The 19,978-nt window shown below is 56.4% G+C and carries 17 protein-coding genes and 4 tRNA genes; 9 read left to right on the top strand and 12 right to left on the bottom strand.

Annotated elements, in window-relative coordinates; all coding sequences use genetic code 11:
* Positions 1-4 precede the first annotated feature (4 nt).
* From VEI50_01960 to VEI50_01925, 8 genes are all read right to left on the bottom strand, one after another.
* Positions 5-1,318 carry a hypothetical protein gene (locus VEI50_01960; protein HXX73871.1) on the bottom strand — a complete coding sequence of 438 codons (1,314 nt, stop codon included), beginning with the start codon at positions 1,316-1,318 and terminating at the stop codon, positions 5-7.
* Positions 1,319-1,829: 511 nt separating this feature from the next.
* A complete protein-coding gene (locus VEI50_01955) occupies positions 1,830-2,630 on the bottom strand; it encodes a hypothetical protein (protein HXX73870.1) in 801 nt (266 codons plus the stop codon).
* Positions 2,631-2,669: 39 nt separating this feature from the next.
* Positions 2,670-3,032, bottom strand: coding sequence for a PilZ domain-containing protein (locus VEI50_01950; GenBank protein ID HXX73869.1), 363 nt, complete (start codon positions 3,030-3,032; stop codon positions 2,670-2,672).
* A gap of 453 nt (positions 3,033-3,485) precedes the next feature.
* Positions 3,486-3,562: transfer RNA gene (locus VEI50_01945), tRNA-Arg, on the bottom strand.
* Positions 3,563-3,626: 64 nt separating this feature from the next.
* Positions 3,627-5,003 (bottom strand): DUF4340 domain-containing protein, encoded by a 1,377-nt coding sequence (locus VEI50_01940; protein HXX73868.1) that lies wholly within the window; start codon positions 5,001-5,003, stop codon positions 3,627-3,629.
* A 4-nt stretch (positions 5,004-5,007) separates the two neighbouring features.
* Positions 5,008-6,531, bottom strand: a complete 1,524-nt coding sequence (locus tag VEI50_01935; protein ID HXX73867.1) for a DUF4350 domain-containing protein — start codon at positions 6,529-6,531, stop codon at positions 5,008-5,010.
* Complete coding sequence (locus tag VEI50_01930) at positions 6,528-7,298, bottom strand: ABC transporter permease subunit (GenBank protein ID HXX73866.1); 771 nt, start codon at positions 7,296-7,298, stop codon at positions 6,528-6,530. Before VEI50_01930 ends, VEI50_01935 begins: the two co-directional genes overlap by 4 nt.
* Positions 7,295-8,296, bottom strand: coding sequence for an ATP-binding cassette domain-containing protein (locus VEI50_01925; protein HXX73865.1), 1,002 nt, complete (start codon positions 8,294-8,296; stop codon positions 7,295-7,297). The genes VEI50_01930 and VEI50_01925 overlap by 4 nt, the downstream gene beginning before the upstream one ends.
* 535 nt (positions 8,297-8,831) lie before the next feature.
* Here VEI50_01925 and VEI50_01920 point away from each other — a divergent pair.
* From VEI50_01920 to VEI50_01910, 3 genes are all read left to right on the top strand, one after another.
* Positions 8,832-9,509: a septal ring lytic transglycosylase RlpA family protein gene (locus VEI50_01920; GenBank protein HXX73864.1), complete on the top strand. Its 678-nt coding sequence runs from the start codon at positions 8,832-8,834 to the stop codon at positions 9,507-9,509.
* A gap of 120 nt (positions 9,510-9,629) precedes the next feature.
* A complete protein-coding gene (locus tag VEI50_01915) occupies positions 9,630-9,845 on the top strand; it encodes a hypothetical protein (protein HXX73863.1) in 216 nt (71 codons plus the stop codon).
* Between the two features lie 39 nt (positions 9,846-9,884).
* Positions 9,885-10,712 carry a HEAT repeat domain-containing protein gene (locus VEI50_01910; protein ID HXX73862.1) on the top strand — a complete coding sequence of 276 codons (828 nt, stop codon included), beginning with the start codon at positions 9,885-9,887 and terminating at the stop codon, positions 10,710-10,712.
* A gap of 88 nt (positions 10,713-10,800) precedes the next feature.
* Here VEI50_01910 and VEI50_01905 read toward each other — a convergent pair whose 3' ends face one another.
* The 4 genes from VEI50_01905 to VEI50_01890 form a co-directional block, all read right to left on the bottom strand.
* Entirely contained in the window at positions 10,801-11,256 is a 456-nt protein-coding gene (locus VEI50_01905; protein ID HXX73861.1) for a hypothetical protein, read from the bottom strand.
* Between the two features lie 11 nt (positions 11,257-11,267).
* Positions 11,268-12,635 (bottom strand): HEAT repeat domain-containing protein, encoded by a 1,368-nt coding sequence (locus VEI50_01900; protein HXX73860.1) that lies wholly within the window; start codon positions 12,633-12,635, stop codon positions 11,268-11,270.
* 29 nt (positions 12,636-12,664) lie between these two features.
* Complete coding sequence (gene glgP / locus VEI50_01895) at positions 12,665-14,824, bottom strand: alpha-glucan family phosphorylase (GenBank protein ID HXX73859.1); 2,160 nt, start codon at positions 14,822-14,824, stop codon at positions 12,665-12,667.
* Between the two features lie 61 nt (positions 14,825-14,885).
* Positions 14,886-15,740 carry a hypothetical protein gene (locus VEI50_01890; protein HXX73858.1) on the bottom strand — a complete coding sequence of 285 codons (855 nt, stop codon included), beginning with the start codon at positions 15,738-15,740 and terminating at the stop codon, positions 14,886-14,888.
* A 187-nt stretch (positions 15,741-15,927) separates the two neighbouring features.
* Here VEI50_01890 and VEI50_01885 point away from each other — a divergent pair, with 187 nt between their 5' ends.
* The 6 genes from VEI50_01885 to VEI50_01860 all read left to right on the top strand — a co-directional run.
* Positions 15,928-17,952 carry an ATP-dependent helicase gene (locus tag VEI50_01885; GenBank protein HXX73857.1) on the top strand — a complete coding sequence of 675 codons (2,025 nt, stop codon included), beginning with the start codon at positions 15,928-15,930 and terminating at the stop codon, positions 17,950-17,952.
* Between the two features lie 140 nt (positions 17,953-18,092).
* On the top strand, positions 18,093-18,941 hold the full coding sequence (locus tag VEI50_01880) for a hypothetical protein (GenBank protein ID HXX73856.1): 849 nt from the start codon (positions 18,093-18,095) through the stop codon (positions 18,939-18,941).
* A gap of 366 nt (positions 18,942-19,307) precedes the next feature.
* Positions 19,308-19,393 (top strand) — tRNA-Tyr (locus VEI50_01875).
* 101 nt (positions 19,394-19,494) lie between these two features.
* Positions 19,495-19,569 (top strand) — tRNA-Gly (locus VEI50_01870).
* Positions 19,570-19,679: 110 nt separating this feature from the next.
* Positions 19,680-19,755, top strand: a tRNA-Thr gene (locus tag VEI50_01865).
* Between the two features lie 84 nt (positions 19,756-19,839).
* Positions 19,840-19,978: GTP-binding protein (locus VEI50_01860; GenBank protein ID HXX73855.1), on the top strand; the 139-nt coding region annotated here is incomplete at its 3' end.

Raw genomic sequence — 19,978 nt, 5'->3', positions numbered from 1 at the left:
CACCTCATTTGGGAGTGACGAGGACGTCGACGGTGAATTGATCGCTCACGCTCGTGAGATCGGCTTCGAGGCCGCGGGGGTTCCCGATGCGACCTTCCGGATCGTAGATGAAGCACAAGAGCGCGGCACACCGGTTGCGACCGCTGTAGCGTATCGCGTCAGTCTTGATTTGATCGGAAAGTTCTTTTGCCGTGAGGCCCGGGCGCGTTTTCTTGACGATGATGGCCAGACGGCCATGGTTGAGGAGGAACGTCTTGCGCGGCGACCCTTCAGCGTACTCCGGGGTCCATTCATCCGTCTCCACGTCATCGAACTGAAGCCGGAGCATGGCAAGCAGTAGATCTTGGGCGTCGAATTCGTCTTCGACATCCAGCGTGGCCCGGTATTCCTTGCGCAGACGTAGTTGACGCGCGACAGCGTGAAATCGATTGCAGAGGTGCTTGACGAAGTCCTGCGCTTCCTGGCTGCTCAGGAAGACAGCCGGCGTGGGTTTCGAAGCGGCTTCGGTTGAGGGTGCTGGTTGGGATGCCGGTGCCGGCGGAGCCTCAGCCTTGGGCTGCGTGACTGGCGGTTGAACGGGAGGAGGCGCTGCCTGTGTTTGTGCCACAGGGGCTTGCTTGGCACTCGGTTGGACGGCCGGAGGTTCCGGCAGTTGGGGAGGTGGAGCCGATTTCGCCTCGACAGCCGGTTTCATCGCGGGAGCGGGAGGAGGCGGCGGTGTTGGCGCTGGTGCACTAGGCTTCGTCGCTGCAGGTGGAGCGGGCGCGCTCTGTACTGACGGAGGTGGTGCCTGCGAAGCCGCCGCCATATCAAGATTGGTCGTCAGTGCGACGGATACTGTCATGGGTGGAGGAACAACGGGGGCCGCTGGGGTAATCGTGACCTGGGCTGTTGGAGTTGTCGGCGGAACCAACTTCATCTGCGGTGGACGAGCCGGCATTGGAGGCGGTGTTGGCGCCGGTGGTTCCGGCGGCGGGATAGGCTTGAGCCCCTGCAATTCGAGTTTCTTGTCTTCCAGCGCCGCCATGAGTGCCTTGATGAAGGACAGGCTCTGTTTGGTTTCTTGTGCGTTGCCGACAAGGAGTTTGTAGTTGCGATGCGTCTGGAATTCCGGAGACTTGTCTCCGAAGGCTCGCCGGATGCATTCACGGAGTCGAAGCTCCGCGCGGGCCCTGGCTGCGTCGCGGTAAGGAAAGCCCTCCCGTCCGAAATCTTCTACCAATGCGAGGAGCTCTTGGAACTGCTCCACTGCACGGGCGATGTCTTCCAGTGCAACGGCCTTCGATCGCGACCGTTCGGCTGATCGTGTGCGTGCCATAAGGTGTGAAGAGCAGTCTAGACCAGCCCTTACAACGTGGCAAGAAAACACAGGAAAGCCTGCAGTGGATGATTGGAGGGAGACGCGGGGTCTTTTGCGTAAGTTGGGACGGTTGGAGAAACCGGCGGTTAGTGCCCTGACCGCTGTAGTTGCACCATTTGCAATGGGAGTCAGGCACCGGCTTGGTCAGCCTGGGCGGACTCGAATTTCTAAACTGCGGGTCGTACGTTCAATTGGTATCGGGGTTACTGACGAAGTGCTGCTAAACCGAACGGGGGGTGTTCCGCGCGGGATTGGTCGAGAGGAGGGGAAGCCCGGCGATAGAGTAGTCAGGAACGATCTACGGTAGTGCTCAGGAAAAGCGCATAATCAACTCCGGATCCATCGCACGATCGGCCGACTAGATCCCGTGGGTGAACGGAGACGAAGCCACGGGGAACTCCCACGCTGCGGACAGAGTGTGGTGCACGGTCAGTCTTTCGGCGAAGCGGCATATGTACTGGTTCACCCATTAGCGACTGGAATTGAGCACGGCGGCCAAAGGAGTAGTCAATGCCTGCTGTGCTTCGGCCACCTTGAGGCGCGACTTCTTCAGCGACATGAGCCCGCGTTGTGCTTCGGTGGGGAAGTGTCGCGCGCGTTTATTCCGAGGGAACCGGCTCTCAAATTGCTCGATCGTCTGGAGTGCCTCTTCATACCGCGCTGCGCGACCCAGCACCTCGACCAACCGGAAGTAGGCTGGGACGAGCAGGAGGAGATGGCGAATCTCGCGGGCTTGATCGACGACGTACCGATAGCTTTGGATGGACAGGTCGGGATTGATCGTTTCGTAGCACATGCCCTCCAACATATGCACCCCCAACCGATCGGTCGCCGCACTGACGCAGCGTTCCCACTGGCCGTTGAGGAGGCCGCGCAATTCGTCAAGTGAGAGTTTCACTCGGCCGTGCTTCTTCTCGGCGAGCAGCCGTTCCAGTACACCTCTCGCCTCTAACCAAGCCCCGTAGAGACCGACCAGCGCGCCCGTACAGTTCCCCGAGCGAGTGCAGGGGATCTCAAGCGGACTGAACCCCGCTTCGGCGACCCGAGTGGGCCGAAACACGGTGCCATTGGCCGCACGACAGCCGTCACAGATCTGATCGTGCTGCGGGGTGGCAAAGACATACATCCGAATACCTGATCGATCCAGAACGTCGAACGCCTGAATGCGGCCGGCCATAACCTGCATTTGATGGTATTGCCAGACCAAAAACAGCAGCAAAATGCCAACCAGGTGAGGGAGAAAGTCAGGGACGGTGAGTGTCGACAGCATATGCATCGCGAACCTCTCTGCTTGATTGTAAAGGGCCTCCTAAATTTTGGCTTTCATGATCAGTGCCCGCAGACGTTCCCGTTGTGCCAGTCGAATACTGGTAAATTCCACGCCGAATTCCGGACCGTTGGTCCATCGCACAATGGCCTCCTCCACCCGAAGGGGCCACCGGTGATCCGGGAGGAACACCGAGAGTTTGACGATCATGCCACGGTGCACCTGAACGGTTGAGACAGCGCGACAGCCACTGGTTGAAATATCCATCAGGGTGCCTTCGGTTTCAAAGTCATCCTCACCGAAGACAAACAGCCGGCAGGACAGGGCCAACCGGCGCCCTCGACGGTCCTTCCCCGTTGTATCCACCTGGCGGTCTTCGATCGATCCCTGCTTCTCCCCAGTCATTGTCCCGACCTCCGGCTTACATACAAAGGATGCCAGCGCCATCGTCCGGGCGCGTTCCCTGTTGGGGCTACCCTGAAAGAAGGGCTAGGCCTGACAGCCTTCTCTGCACGACTGCGTCGGATCAGTACGGGGAGCACTCTCAGGTAGGCGGAATCACGCACCGCTCATTGAGAGCCGCGGTTCGCGGTACGTAATTACCGGGAGCAGGAAGACGTGGTATGTGTGCGAGAGGAAACGGTGTTAGGGCTGTTTTGATCGTGGGCGTATTGTCTTTGACCGGTACGATATCGTGAGCGAGACGGAGTTGATCGATGTGACCTCCAGACGGCGACTCGGCAACTTGCGGAATATTATGAGGTGGAAAAGGTTACAACGACGGTTACAGTTGAAGCCTTGCAGGGAATGATCGACTCGGAGGAGCAGGGCAAGTGGCGGATAGACTAAACGGAGGTTTGGTGCCCCCGATACGAATTGAACGTACGACCCGCGGTTTAGGAAACCGCTGCTCTATCCAACTGAGCTACGGGGGCATAAAACTTACGATACTGGAAGGGGTTGGAAAAGTCTAGGCAACAGTGACCCTCCTGGCCGGGGTCAATGACCGGACGTGGTCTTGTCGGGTGATTTCGCCAATAGGTCGTTCTCGGTCGGAATTTGCGACAGCAAATCGGCGCGGATTTGGAAGATGCCCGGAAACCGCTGGCCGATCGCGTAAGCCAACCCACCGGACTGATTACCAACTGAGAGTTTGCCGGCCACCTTGCCGTCTTTTCCTGTGGCGACGAACTCGGCAGCCGGTGCGACAAGTCCGTACGCGGCAAGCGGCCCAGTCTGTTTCGTCACACGTTCTTCAGCCGGCACGTTGACCACTCGACTGACGAAAAGATCGGCTGTCTGCTGGTCGAGCTTCTCGGTGGGATGATCTTCCATGACCCATTCGCCTGTTTGGTTGATCAACACATACTTTTCAGTGCGTGTTTTAACCGAGAGAACAGCGATGTCAGTCGCGTCCACGCCTAAGAGCCGCTTGTCTTGGAAGGCAAATAGTTCCTTGGTGAGATCACGAATGGCCGTTGGAGCGATGCGATAAAGCGGGGCCTCAGCGGTCGTTTCCGCAATGGCTTCGCCGCTTGCCGGGTCAGACTGATAGAGCTTTACTGTCTGGTCCCCTTGAGGCGTGTGGAGCGTGATTTTAACTTTTGGGGCGGTGAGGGTCTTCGCGAGTCCATCCCGCTCCGCTCCCGGGTCAATCAAGGCCATTGCTTTGAGGTCTTCGAGTCGAAAGAGCAGAGTCCGTACTTCCGTTTGATCGGCCTCGGCCTCGATCGGGTACCGAATCTTCCATTTACCCTTGGGTTTCTCCTCGACGTGGTACAGAACGATTTCTGTGGCGGGATAGGTCAAACGAACGCGATCCACCTCATTCTGCGAGAATCGCAGAATGTCCTTTCGCCGAAAGGTCAGCAACGTTTTATTCACAAAATCCTTTGGCGCCATATCGGTGAGCAGCACTTTGTGATCAGACTGTCGTAAGACATACAGGGTTGATGAGAGCGGTCCGCTATCTCCGATTGAAAAGGTGTCTTGTTTCGCTCCTGCTGAGGCTGTGACAACCGTCACGGGATGATCGAGTCCAAACGGAGCAAGGTCCGTTGCGGTGTCCTCGATGACTCGAATCACTTTGCCGGTGACCAGCGCTCGCAGAAGATTGTCTACAGCCCGATGGTCGGCCTCTGAACGCAGAGGTGCAGTGATATTCCACCCCTTTTCAACGTCCTTAACCATGATGATTTCGCGGTCGGCCGTCTTCACGGTCAGCCCCGTGATCTCATTCTGATCCAGGGCAAGCAGCTTTGCGCTCTCGGTTGCGGTACGCTCCTGAGATTCTTTGCTGGGCAATTCAACGAAATAGAGGTAGGCGCCCAAGCCTCCGAAGACAAGTGCCAGAACCAGAGTCGGCCAGTTTCGCATGGAGTTATAGGCGGCGGCGCTTGCGCCACACCATCATGCCGCACAGAAACGTTGCGGCCGGAAGAAGGAACACTTGCAGATAGAGGAGGGCTCGTTCTTGGACCGCATTCGGAATAAACGGATGCAATCCCTGCTCCTTGGGACTGATCGCGATGAGGTCCCGTTCTTCGGCGAGCCACCCGGCTGCATGGAGAAAAAAATCCGTGTTGCCGGGAAAATTCAAGAAGGCGTTGACGGCGAAGCTGGAGTTCCCGATGACAACGATCGCGGGACTGGGCTTTCCTTCTTCCGGTTGTTTTTTCGGGGCAAGGGCGGCCGCCATTGGGAGGGGGCCTTTGACGTCCTCCTTCTCGTTGAGACTCACGACGCGGCCTTTGATATCGGTTTCTGCCCAGCTATTGGCTGATGTCCTTGCGAGCGGAACGTAGTCCCAGTCTTTTCCAACCTGCTCATCGAAGGTCACATGCCGCGCCAACGGGAAGAGCACGGCGGAGGTGAGGTCCTGCGTGATCTCGTGTTCCGTGAACGTCCGCACCAACAAAGCGGTGAGGTCCCCTTGCGCCAATCGATCCTGCAGGTCCACGAGCACGCCGGGGCCGACGCCTAACCCCCAATGTTTGAGCATCGGGTCGAGATCGGCCTGTGAGTCTGGATCGATCAGGGCGAGCAGGTGACCGCCGGTATCCACGTAGGATTGAATCCGCTCTTGTTCTTCACGGGTCACGGGACGACGGGGACCTGCCAGCACGAGAACGGCGGTGTTCTCCGGAACCGCGGCGGTTTGGAGGAGGCTCAGAGTTCCGACGTCGTAGCCTTGTTTGGTGAGGGCATCTTTGGCCATAGAGAAACCGGTCCGTTCCTTATCGTCGAGTCCGCGTTCGCCATGCCCTTCGAGGAAGAGGATCCGTTTCTTGCTGTCCTTCGAGACCCGCAGCAATGCGCCGGTGAGTTCGACTTCCGATGGCGATGTCACGCGGACCGTCTGGCTCCCGCTCTCAAAAATGGCCGTATCGGTCCTAGTGATGCCGTAGGTCTGCGCTACCTTCGGGTGTCGCTCAGGATCGACAAATTCGACGGTCAGTTTCGGACTGGCTTGCCGATAGCTATCGAGGCGTTCTTTGTATGACTGAAATCCTGGGTCTTTCTCCCGGGTAAATACGGTCACTTTCACGTCGTGGGCTAAGTTTCGGAGGACACGGTACGTTTGAGATGCGAGCGTGAAATTCTGGTTCTCTGAAAAATCCCAACGAAGGGAATGTCGAACAGCCAGGAAATTCCCGATGACAAGAATCCCAACAACGAGGAGGATAATCACCAGGCTGTTGGCGCCCATGCGTGTCGAGCGACGGGCGGAAAAGCTTTTCAGCGTCTCGAAGTGGAGGACCACAAAAGCGATCAGAGAGACGAGGGCCAGGCCTTCGCACAACGTGACGAGCCAGAGCGCGTCCGGTGCCAGGCTATAGGCGACCAATCCGGCCAGAGCCAAGGCTGTCCCAACGACGCCGAGCGGGAGGTCCTTGAGGGTCATCGCCACCTCGCTGCTTCCACTGCCCGGTGGGTCAGAAGCAGCATCAGAGCCAGGCCACTGAAGAAGTACACCAGATCCTTGGTATCGATCAGGCCGCGAACGAGATGATCGAAATGTTCCATGAATGAAAGGTATGAGATGGTCTGGCCGAGCGCTGTGTCTCCGAGCAGAGAGCCCAAGCCTGCAAGGAGCCAGAAGAGGAGCAGGATGCCGAAGCTGAGGAAGGCGGCTACGATTTGGTTCTCCGTTAGGGCGGACGCGAGGACGCCGACCGAGAGAAACAGAGCTCCGAGCAAGGCCAGCCCAAGATAGCCCGTCAGGATGGGGTACCAGTCGAAATCGCTGAACATCGACAACACGACCGGGATCAGACCGGTGAGTCCCAGGAGGCCGAGAAAGACGAGGAAGACGCTCACGAACTTTCCCGCGACGACCTCGTTGATGCCGATGGGGGAGGTCATGAGGAACTCGAAGGTCCGCAGCTTTCGTTCTTCGGCAAAGAGGCGCATCGTCAAAATCGGCAAGGTGAGCAACAGCACGAATCTGATGCTGGAAAACAGGTTCCGGAACACCAGGTCGTTCAAATTAAGCTGGGCCATGCCTCCCTGCATCTGCATGAGCTGAATGGCTTGCGCTCCGGCGAAGACGACATAGAGGTATGACAGTAGCCCGATAATCAGGAGAAAGACTGCTCCCACCACGTACACCACGGGCGATACGAAGTAGGACCGCAACTCTTTCGACACTATGGTCGCGACCGGTGTCATGTGGACTGTTCCATTGATTCGACCAACGTGGTGGCGTGCCGGCCGGTTGACGGTTCTCCGTCCTGTGACAATCCGTCCTCGTGCCGGGTCAGCTGGAGGAAGACATCCTCTAAGGTCATCGAGATCGATTTCAGCTCTAACAGGCCCCATCCTTGCGTGACTGCCAGTCGAGCCACTTCTTCTCGCGCGTCCTGATCAAGCGAGCATTCCAAGAGGTATGTTCCAGGACTTCCGCCAGGGAAAACATTTTGCACCCCGGCAACGGATTTGAATCGCTCACCCACATCAATGGAAGGATGTTTCAGCGTAATGGAGATCTTATCTGAGTGACGGAGTCGTGCGGACAGTTGCTCCGGCGTGTCCTCGGCAACAATTCGGCCACCGCTGATGATCACCACGCGCTGGCAGACGGCTGTGGCCTCGGGCAGGATATGGGTGCTCAGGATGACCGAATGGGATCCCGCCAAACTCTTGATCAATTCCCGGATTTCGATGATCTGCTTCGGATCGAGACCGACGGTTGGTTCGTCGAGAATGAGGACCTCGGGATCGTGCAAGAGCGTTTGGGCAAGCCCGACCCGCTGGCGGTAGCCACGAGAGAGGTTTCCGATGAGGCGGTATCGTACCTGTCCGAGTCCCAACCGCTGAACTTCCCGATCCATCGCGGCGGAAAGCTTCTTTCCTGCAAGGCCTCGCAATCGACCCACAAAGGTGAGGTATTCCGAGACCGTCAGCTCCTGGTATACCGGCGGTGTTTCCGGCAGATACCCGATTCGACGCTTCACCTCGAAAGGTTGGTCGGCGCAATCGAAGCCCGCCACGCTAGCCGATCCTTCGGTGGCTGGCATAAAACAGGTCAAGATCCGCATGGTTGTCGTTTTCCCGGCACCATTAGGGCCGAGAAATGCGAGCACTTCGCCCTTTGCTACACGAAAGGTCACGCGATCAAGGGCGGTATGTTGTCCGTAGCGTTTGGTAACCTGCTGAACGTCGATCATGCGCGGGTAATAACTAACTAGATCGTAGGACCGCTAGCGGTAGGTTGGGACTTCATATACGTATAATCCGCTGGCATCTTACTCAGTCATCCGGAATCAGTCAATACAATGATCACGAAACCGTACAGGCCGGGCCTTTCCCGGTTGAGTCCTCCGAGCAATCACCACTCATCTCAGAGCAAGATCTCAAATGGAGTCGCTGTGTCGCGGCCAGCCGATCAATGCAGAAGAGCCTTCGTCGTTCATTATGTATGTATGTGAGGCGATTGGCTCAGCATCCTCTTCCTGCCTCTTGACGAAGGGATAAGCGTCCCTATATATAGTAAGCACTACATACGCATCTTACCCCGCCCCTATGGTTCTTATCTGTGTGATCTTTCCCACAGAGGCGCTCATTTTCGACTCATTCAAAGGTAGGGGTTGGGGCTACCGGGTCGGTATTGTTGGACCGGTGCTCAGCGTTTAAGGTGAGAGCATCCAGACAAAAGTCTGAACTGAGCGCGAGGGTGGTTCAACCCCAATGATGGACAACACTATGAATGGAAATAGAAAGAAGGCGGCAGCAAAGGTCTCGTTAGTCCAATTCTGCATAGTTGCAAGCGCCTTGGCGGTCTCCGCAGCCTGCTCATGGATACCAAAGGGTGAAGTCCAACTGGATGTGGGATTAAAAGACCGTGGGGTGGCCTCCTGGTATGGAGAACAGTTCCATGGGAAGCAGGCGGCGAATGGAGAGTTATTCGATATGGAGGCTTTGACCGCGGCCCACCGGACCCTTCCCTTGGGAAGCATGGTCCGTGTGGTGAACCTTATGAACGGGAAACACGTACATGTCCGGATCAACGACCGTGGTCCTTATGTGAATGGTCGAATCCTTGACTTATCCCACGCTGCTGCTGTGTATCTCGGCATGGTCGAGGGGGGGCTATCGGTCGTGCAGGTCGAGGTTGTGGGAGACCGTCGACCGGACCTTCTACTCCCATCAGATGCGCAGGAAGCATTGAACACGAAGCTTCTAATTCAATCTGACGAGCCCGTGGCTAATTCAAATGAGTTAGGCCCAACCCCGTTAAACCGTCCCGATTCATCGGTCGCCCAGCCTCTTCGTCTCCCGTTAGGTGATGTTCTCATCCAACGGCGACTTCGTCGGGTTCCTGCGATCCTCGCGGCGGACCATACTGCTCATACAGAAGTTGCAGCGCTCATCATCGACTAGTAGACGGCCGGTGTTGGAGCCAGGTTGACACTGCGCTGACCTCTCTACTAGACTGCCGATTCGCACCCAAGACAGCATGATTAGGGGCTCGTGACAAAGGAAAAGGAGGCTCGAAGCCGGATGGCGAAGAAGACGACCGCGGAATCCGATGAGGCACGACTCAAGAAAAAAGTAGCAGCTCAATTGACTGGGCACAAGTCGCCGGAAGGAGATGCCGCCCTCCGAACGTTGCGCAAGCGCTTAAAGCGTGTTCAGCGCAAACGACGCGCCCGTGCCTTGCGAAAGAAGCATGCGACAGGGAAGACCTCCGAAGTAGCCGCCCCGGCGGCAGGATAACGATGTGGTTAGTCACCTCGACTCATGAAGGAACAACGCATGTCCTCTAAGGAACAAGAGAAAGACTTTTTCGATGACGGTACGCCCGCGTCATCGGAGACAGCCAGTGATGAATTGGCCGATCAGGTTGCGGCTCAATTGACTGGGGAGCAGACCGCATCTCCCGAGGCCGCCGCGGGGTCCGGTGAACCGGCTGTGCTTGAAGAGGAAAAATCGAAGGATGAGATCGACATTCAGATCGATCTGCTCAAGGATCCTGATTGGGTTGTCCGTCGCGAGGCTGCCATTACTTTGGGAGAAATGGGAGACGAACGGTGTGCAGAGCCGCTGTGCCGCGCCCTCTACGACGGAGATTGGCAGGTTCGAGAAGTCGCGATCGATGCGTTAGGCCAGATCGGCTCTCCGGCCGTCGAGCAGTTAATCAAATTGCTGCGTGACTGGGATGTCCGTAAATATGCGATCATCGCTTTAGGAAAAATTCGTGACGAACGTGTGCTCGATCCCCTCATGCATCAACTCAGGAATGAAGAATTCAAGGAATATGCCACCAACGCCTTGGTCGAAGTCGGCCAACCAGCGGTTCCGCGCTTGATCGAAGCACTCAAAGAGAAGGACGATAACGTCCGAAAACAAGCCGTGCTGGCACTCGGCCGAATCAAGCAGGCCGAGGCCGTCGACCCGTTAATTGCGATGCTGGCCGATAGCGATTGGTATACGCGACTGACCGCGGCGGCTGCGCTTGAAGCGATCGGCGATGAGCGGGGGCGTGATGCGATTAAGCCGTTAATGAAGGATCAAGACCTGGTCGTTCGGATGAGAGTCGAGCGAATCTTGGCAAAGTGGAAAAAACAGCCTACCAATGCCTAGGGCTGGTTGGTTTCTCTGGTTTGTTTAGCTTTTCTGGTTTAACAAGACAAGCCAGAGCCACGAGATAAACCAAATAAACGACACTCCCTCATTTGTTCAACTGCCGGTCGACTTCATGCAGGAGTTCGTCGAGTTTTTTTATCGACACCGTTTTACCCATCGAAATTTCCAGTCTGACTTCCCTGAGGGAACCCACCAACGCTCTGACCGCAAAGACAGACTCGTCTTGCTTGCTTCCTTTTGTGACGTTCTCCAGGCCGTCGGCTGCCTCCGCCAGTTCCTTGGCGGCTTCTCCGAGGTTTTTGTCAACGAGATCCGCTTTTGCCTGGACAATGTGCGCTTTCGTGTCGAGTAGACCCTGGCGTCGTCGAAGGTCTCGCTCGATTCCCATTGTGGTATCGAAGACGTTCCGCGACAGGTCTTTGATGGACTGCTGTAAGTCAGAGATCGTATTTTGCAAGGTACCTACCGGGCGCTGTCCGAAGTAAAATCCTATTCCGAACGAGCCGATAGCCAGCGCAATGATGGCGAAGGCCTTGAGCATGGTGCTCCTTTCTACGAACGACGTGGCATCGGCTTTGGAGTATGCGATAGCTGTTGGATCAGACTGCCAGCCACCGTCAGACGAACCGCTTCGTCCGAATCCTGAAGCCCTCTCTTAAGCCACGGTACCACGGTACCGGATACTTTCCCAAGCGCTTTTGCAGCCGCGAGTCGTGGTTGCGGCTGCTGGTCTTGTAAGAGGGTTTGGAGAATTGCCAAGCCCTGTTTGTCGGACGTCGCGCCTAAGGCCTGGGCGGTCGCAGCGCGGACTGAGGGATCGGGGTGGCGAGCAAGATCGGTGACGATCAAGAAAACGGAGGTATCCTCGAGCCGAAGAAGTCCTTCGACTGCGCCGGCACGCACGTGCATGCTCGGATCTCGAAGCAGTGCCTGGAGCAAGGGACGCGTATCGCGCACACCCAGTCGCCCTAGGCTGACCGCGGCGACCCCTCGCACTCGAGCGACTTCGTCGCCTAATGCATGCGTCAGAGGAGCCACGCCATCGGCTTTTCCGTATTCACCTAGAGCGCCTGCGGCGAAGGCACGCACCGACGGCTCCGGGTCATAGACCCCGTGAGCCAGGACCGCGGCACTCGAGGGGTGTCTCAGCCGGCCCAGGACCCCGAATGCCGCCATGCGGAGTTCCGGGTCCGGTAACGTTGCAGCGGAAGTGATGTCCACGAGCATATCGCGTTTGCCAAGTTGGTACAGCGCTGCGTAGGCAAAGATACCCTCGGGGCTGTCCTCGTTTCTTGCAACTTCCATCAGACGGGGAATGATGTCCGTGGCCCCTGCGTCACCCAACGCGTTCATGGCTGCAATACGAACGGCCGGCATCTCATCCTGAAGTACTCTGCGCACAGGGCCGGACGTCTTGGCCAGACCGGCTTTGCCGATGGCTTCCACCGCACGCGCACGTACCATGACCGACGTGTCGAGGAGGCCGTCCTCCAGCACGGGCCGCGTTTCTTTTAGGCCAAGTTCTGCAAGAGTCGTAAAAGCAGCGATTCGCACATGCTCTTTGGGGTCACGTACATGGCTCGTGAGCATGCTGAGGGCCACAGCCCTCAAGAGAACGGGATCATCTGGTTGGTCTGACGGAACTAACCGTTGGTAAATCACAAAGGCGTCTTCCGGATGCCCTAGTTTCAGAAAACTCTGGAACACGAGTCGGAGAAACGGCTTTGAAGGTTGTGACGAAGCGGGAACGGAGCGCCACAGTTCCAGAACCAGGTCGTAGTCCGAATTGTTGAAGGCCCTGTTCGCGTCACGTTCTATGGCCGTGACGGCTGGGTCTGCAGCGTACAACGCGGGAGCTGAAACGATGGCAGCGAGGAAATCAATACAGAGCAGGCTGTATACGACTACCCGCAAACGCATCGGTGAGGGAGGTGTCGGCTGGCTGTCGCTCACCATGCCGACGGAGTGCGTACCATGGCGGACGCGTAGAGAGTATTCACGTATTCCTTCACCATCCGTTTCGTGCAGAAGCGAGGAGCGACAGTGCGGAGGCTTTCTTTGATGAGTTGAATCCATCCACGAGGGATTCCGTCCAGATCCCGCTGATAGTACAGCGGTACCGTTTCCTGTTCTAAGAGACGGTACATTTGTTCCGCATCGTGGGAATCCTGAGCCTGCACGTCCTGACTTCCAGTGAGGGGTTCGAGTGCCCAGCCGTTCGCGCCGTTGTAGCCTTCGTCCCACCAGCCGTCCAAGACGCTGAAGTGTAAGACCCCGTTGAGCGCTGCCTTTTGGCCGCTTGTCCCGCTGGCTTCCATCGGATATCGCGGGGTGTTCAGCCACACGTCCACGCCTTGGACCAAGAACTTGGCCATGTGCATATCGTAGTCTTCCACGAATGCGACATGGCCTCCCAACTTGTGGTCATGGCAGAAGCTCAGCACCTCATGAATAAAATAGCGTCCCGGTTCATCGGCGGGATGAGCCTTGCCGGCAAAAACGAGTTGAACGGGTCGCCACTGATTCTGCAGCAGACGTTTGAGTCGTTCGAGGTCTCGAAAGAGTAAGGTGGCGCGTTTGTAGGTGGCAAACCGTCTCGCGAAGCCGATCGTGAGGGCTTCGGGGTCGAGCAAAGTGCCGCGGCTCAGCACTTGCGTGGCTTGCAGGTGTCCCTGCATCCATCCGCTTCGAGCCCGTTCCCGGATGAAGCTCATCAATTTGCGCTTCATCGTTTGACGAACGGCCCAGAGTTCGTGATCCGGAATATCCAATACACGTTGCCAGACCGCCGAGTCGTCGCATTTGTCGACCCAATCCACGCCTAGGTATTTCCCGTAGAGCTGACTGACTTCCGCCGCAATCCATGTGGGGGCATGAACACCGTTGGTGACGCTCCGAATCGGTACCAGATCGATCGCCAATCCGGGCCAAAAATGTTGCCACATCTCACGGGTGACACGCCCATGTTCACGGCTTACTCCGTTCACGTTGGCCGAAAGTCGGATTGCCAGGGCGGTCATGTTAAATCCTTGTTGATGCGAATTCGGGCTGTCCCCGAGTCGGAGAAATTCATCCCGAGACAAGCCGATCTGTTCCCAATAGCCCTTGAAGTACCGATCCATCAGGTGATGGGGAAACACATCGTGGCCGGCAGGGACCGGCGTGTGAGTCGTAAACACGGTACTCTGGCGAACCGTATCGCTCGCTTCGGCGTGCGACCGACCCTTTTGGACGAGCTCGCGCACTCGCTCGAGCGTCAAGAACGCCGAATGGCCTTCATTGGCGTGCCAAACGGTCGGGTTGATCCCCAATGTGCGGAGTAAGCGGACGCCTCCGATGCCCAGGAGAATTTCCTGGCACAGCCGGATTTCTTGATCGCCTCCGTATAGGCGGGCCGAGAGCGCACGATTTTCCGGATTATTCTCCGGTACGTCCGTGTCGATCAGATAGAGCGCGACTCGACCGACGAGCACTTTCCAGACAATGGCCGCGACAATTCGATCTCCCATCTCGACGGTGATTCGACATGGAGTACCTGATGGTGTGAGGGCTGGACGGATAGGCGAGTCATCTCGATCGAACGGGGCATAGGCGGCTTCTTGCCACCCTTCCGCGGTGATTCGTTGTCGGAAATAGCCTTGCGGGTACATAAACCCGATTCCGACCAGTGGGACACCCAGGTCGCTGGCCTCCTTGCAATGGTCACCCGCCAAGATTCCCAGACCGCCGCTGTAGATCGGAATAGAACTATGGAGTCCGAATTCGGCGGAGAAATACGCGACCGTGGCATCGGCTAACTCGGGGTGCTGCGACTTGAACCAACTCCGTCCGTTCCGGTGGTACTGGTCGAACAGTTTCAGCACGGCCGAATACTGACGCACATAACTTGGATCTTCGGCTAGCTGCGTGAGACGCTCCGGCTTCACCTCGGTTAGGAGCTTGACGGGGTTGTGGTGACAAAGGACCCAGAGGGTCGGGTCGATCACTTCAAAGAGCCGCCGCGCTTCAGGAGTCCAACTCCACCATAAGTTCTGTGCGAGCTCCGACAGACGCGTCAATCCGGACGGAAAGCCGTTCGGAAGAGATACTGTCTGATGTTGGCTGTCCACGAAACCTCCCTGTCGTGTGTCAGTGAGACAAGAAATGCGTCACGTTCAGAGGTGAGTACGACTAGGCGTGACCGGCCTTATGCCATGACGCCCACTCATCGGAGAATGCCACGCTGGCATAGCGTTCGCCAAGGATTTTCGCAACTCGGTTCATCAGTTTAGTCAACTGCTGGACTTCGTCCGGTTTCAAATCCTGGCGGAATCGCGGATGGAGGCCCCATCGGGTTTCCACTTCTTCTCCGGCGACGCTGGACATCACGCTGACGAGTTTGATTTCGTTGCCGATGGGGCCTTTGGGAATCGAGGCCGCCGGCTTTTCAGTTGGGCTTGACGACTGATTCTGAATCACCTGCGAAGCGTCTTGGGTTGGCGGGGCGTCGCCAGCCAAGATGGACGTAAGAGCTGGAATGACAGCGCTGACGCAGAGTGTTGCGGCAGAAGAGACCTGCCCGTCACCCGCAGCGCCCATGACATCAGCAACACGATCGCCAAAATCTTTCAAGAGATCGTTTTTGGCGGTCCTGTCCTCGGTGATCAGAAATCGATATTTCTCGTAGGTCTGACGGCTCTCCGCCACGGCTCCGCTGATGGTCAGCATAATTTCTGTCTGGTCGGCGCCGGATGCGAACGCGGGCTCGAGGACGGTTTTTAACTGCAGCGCGACGGCGTCTTCCAGGTCGTTCATGAATTCCGGTTGGTCTTTGAGAGGGACATGTAGGACTGACAAGCGATCAGTCAGATTAAACATGACCTTGAGGAATTCCAAATAGATTTTCCATTCGGTTTGACGCTTGAGCTTCAATGCCAGTTGGGGTGCATTCCGTTTCATCATGGTTACGGACTCCCCCGCCACGGCGAGCATCAATTCGGCAATCGTGCGAAGTTGCGGGCTGTAGGCACTTTTTGTGGCTGACATTACGCCCTCGTGATAAACGTCATCATTATATACAAGTCCCGCTTGAGTCTCCAAGGGGCGCCCCCATGATCAATTGTTGCGTCAGCTGCTGACCGCATTTGCTACCTTCTCCTCCTTGTCCATCGACTGTTCGTTGAAAGACACTGGGTGGTATGTTATACAGCGCGACTACTTCCTGATTATTGACATGAGCCGAAATATTACTCCCTATGTACTGAAGCGTTCGTCGGATGAGGCGACACCGCGACGGCTTTCAATCAACTACGCGGCGGAGTTGAACCCCCAACAACATGCGGCGGTGACGGCCGGCGACGGACCGGCGCTCGTGATCGCTGGCGCTGGCAGCGGCAAAACTCGAACGCTGGTGTACCGCGTTGCCTATTTAATCGACTCGGGTGTGGATCCTGCCAGCATCCTGTTACTGACCTTTACCCGGAAATCCGCGCAGGAGATGCTTGAGCGTGTGGGAGCGCTGATCGGGGGGCGCAGCGAGCGTGTCTGCGGAGGCACGTTTCACTCGGTCGCCAATACGTTGCTCAGGCGATTTGGTCGCCAGATCGGTCTCGAGCCGGGTTTTACCATCCTCGACCGAAGTGATGCTGAGGACCTCATCGCTCTGGTCCGGTCTCAGCTCGGGCTCAATGAAAAAGACAAGCGGTTTCCACGGAAGGGGACTATCGCCGAGATCTTTAGCAAGGCTGAAAATACACTGCGCCCGCTCGATGAAATCCTGCTGGAGGAGTTTAGCCATTTTGCCGATCATCTTGATGACCTGGACCGGCTTAAGCAGGGATATCAGACGGCCAAACGTCAGAAGCAACTGGTGGATTATGACGACTTACTTGTGCTGCTGCGGCAGCTGCTGATGCAGCATGATATGGCGAGACAGTCTATCGCCTCGTTGTACCGGTATATTCTCGTCGACGAGTATCAAGACACAAACCGTTTGCAGGGAGAGTTGATTCGCCTACTCGCAGCCACGCACCAGAACGTGATGGTGGTTGGCGATGATTCGCAATCGATTTATGCGTTCCGCGGTGCGACGTTCAGGAATATTATGGAGTTCCCGTCTCTCTTTCCCGGAGCGGTCATTTATAAACTCGAAGAAAACTATCGCAGCACGCAGCCGATCTTACATCTTGCCAACGCGATCATCGATGCGGCGCCGGAGAAGTACACCAAGCATCTATTTACGAGAAAACTTGAAGGGCCGCCTCCAGCACTCGCGGAAGCGACCGGTGAACACGCGCAATCTCGATTCGTCGCACAGCGCATTCTAGAGTTGCGAGAGGAAGGAGTGCCTCTCGATGAAGTAGCGGTGCTGTTTCGCTCGAGCTTTCATTCGTTCGATCTGGAAATCGAGCTGTCACGCCACGGGCTGCCTTTTGTCAAGCGCGGCGGGGTGAAGTTCATTGAGACGGCACACGTGAAGGATTTGTTGGCGCATCTGCGAGTCGTGGTCAATCCTCTTGATACGGTGAGTTGGCATCGCGTGCTCATGCTGATCGAAGGTGTCGGACCGAAGAAAGTGAAGGATCTGCTCGCGGCCCTTGTGAAATCAGACGAGCCTTACCGAGTGCTTCGCGAGGTCGGAGGGAGATCCGGAGCAGGCTTAAAGAGTTTGTCGCTCACCCTTGAGAGTTTGACCAAGGCCCAGAATGTCGGACCAGCTGAGAAGGTGAGCCAGATCTACGAGTATTATTTCCCGATCTTAAAGGAACAGTACGACGATTATCCCAAGAGAACGAGGGACCTCGACCATTTGCAGACCATCGCGGCAGGCTATCCGGGAGTGGATGAGTTTCTCTCAGATCTTGCCTTGGAACCGCCAGACGGAAGTGTGACTAGTGTCGAGGCACCTAATCGCGATGACGAGCAGCTTGTTCTCTCCACCATCCATTCGGCGAAAGGCTTGGAATGGCAATGTGTGTTCGTGATCTGGCTCGTCGATGGCAAGTTCCCCTCCCCCTATTCGTTCGTCACGGATGAAGAATTAGAGGAGGAACGGCGTCTCTTTTACGTAGCGGTGACGAGAGCCAAGCGGTATCTCTACCTGACGTATCCAATCAATGTCTTCGACAAAGGTAGCGGCATGCTCCTGTCGAAGCCCACGCGATTCCTGGACCATGTCTCTCCGGCGCTGTTTGACCAGCTCACACTGGTTGAGGAAGACCAACGCTCTGGCTGGGGTGACTATCACAGCCGATACTAGTTACGAGCGTCAATTGCGGATCAGAGGCTGGTGTGATCGGATGCCTCGGTCCTTATACAGTATACAGTGCTCATCCCATGAAACGATGCTCGATAATTCCCGCGAGGTGGAGGCTTCTGGCAGTTGTTCTGCTGGTGTCTATGAGTGCGTTGCAGTCCGAGCTTGTGATTGCCGACACCCACGCTGTCTCCTATGAACGAATGTGGGCGCAATTGCTTGGAGAAGCGGATAAGCTTGGATTACCAACCAGGTTCTTGCGAGCAATTCCGCAGGAGTTTATTCGGTTCCAGTTCGATGATTTGCAAACCTTTGCAGCGGAGTATCACCTCGATGACCATCGCATGGTGCTGAACCGATCGCTTTCCTTCAATGCAGCGGGAGCTACCTTGCGACCGCTCGGCCAGATGACGCATAAGGAAATCGAGACACTCTATCATGAGCTCTTTCACGCCTACATCGACTATCTCGTTACAGCCGCCGAATCGGTGTCACCAGAGTCTCAGCAACAGCCGATCCTGAGGTTTGCGCGCGCACAACAGCAGTGTCACTATGGAACGGTACTGATTACGCCAATCGTTCAGAGAAAGACCGAAACCGAGGAGCGGTTCTTGACGGACCGCGAATCATGGGAGGCCCTCAATGAGACCTGGGCAGTTTTTATTGGGTGGGTGGTATGGAATCAACTCGATGTTACCAAGGGATCAGGACGTGCGGTGATGAAGTCAGGTAAGCAACGCGAGGAATGGCTGCGCCGTTTGAAAGAGGCAGACTTTGAAGGAACGCTCCGCGGATATTATGAGCCGGAGGATCCGACGGAGCGAGGAGTCACCCATAAACGATTTCTCGCCCCTGCGTCACGACTGTCCCGGCAGGAAGCGAAGGTCTTGATGGATACCGCCCTTGGTTTTCCTCCTAATCTTGTCAGCGATGCCATGAAAGTTCTTGCTTCCACAGCGACTCGCTCAAGAGTGCAGTCCACCTGCGAATAAAATATGTGAGTCGGTTCTGGGCGATCGGGATTCTGAAATTATTCCAGAGGCTTAGATTCAATTTTCGGTCTGCGTCTCTGATGGGTCTGAGGGAATGTTGCGAAGGCAAATTGCGCGAAGATCCTCTCACAGGACGGCCCGAAGAGAAAAAATTTGAAGATTTGGCCATCGGGGCTTGACATCGCGCAACTTCGTCAATAGAATCGAGCGTTTCCTGAACAAAGCTGTCTCCGCAGCTCATTATTTATCTCCTTTTTTAAAGGAGAGGGGGAGCTGTGGGTGGACAGGCCTACTCTTGTTTTGCAAGGATCAGAAGCAGCAGATCGTGATGATTCTTCGTGTCAACGAAATCACGCGCATAAGTTTGGGCAGGTACCCAAGTGGCCAAAGGGGGCAGACTGTAAATCTGCTGGCTTATGTCTTCCAAGGTTCGAATCCTTGCCTGCCCACCAAAACCGGATGCAGGTAAGGTCTGAGTGTCGAGTAGTGAGTGCTGAGAGAATTGGACATCATGGTTCAAACTCAGCACTGACTACTCAGCGCTCAACGATGGGCGGGCGTAGCTCAGTGGTAGAGTCCCAGCCTTCCAAGCTGGCTGTCGTGGGTTCAATTCCCACCGCCCGCTCCAATGGGGGAGCGTGAGGCGTTATTCGTTAAACGTGAAACAGCGGGCCAGTGAAACTTTCTGGAAGGTTTGTCTTGCGGTTAACAAATAGCGATTCACGATTAACGAGGAACGCCCACGTAGCTCAGTTGGTAGAGCACGTCCTTGGTAAGGACGAGGTCACGCGTTCGATCCGCGTCGTGGGCTCCAGGCAGAGCTAGCCCGATCCGGAGCGAGTTGAAAGTTATGCGCGCCGGGATCAAACCTTCAGTGTCCTGACAAGGAGCGTGATGTATGGCGAAGGCGAAATTTGAGCGGCGGAAGCCGCACGTGAACATCGGGACAATCGGGCACGTGGACCACGGCAAGACGACCTTGACGGCAGCCTTGACCAAGGTCTGCGCGGACAAGGGGCTGGCGAAGTTCGTGAGCT

Source organism: Nitrospiraceae bacterium (assembly GCA_035623075.1).
Classification (GTDB): domain Bacteria; phylum Nitrospirota; class Nitrospiria; order Nitrospirales; family Nitrospiraceae; genus DASPUC01.
Note: the sequence above shows the minus strand (reverse complement) of the source record. Positions and strands in the feature narration are given on the sequence as shown.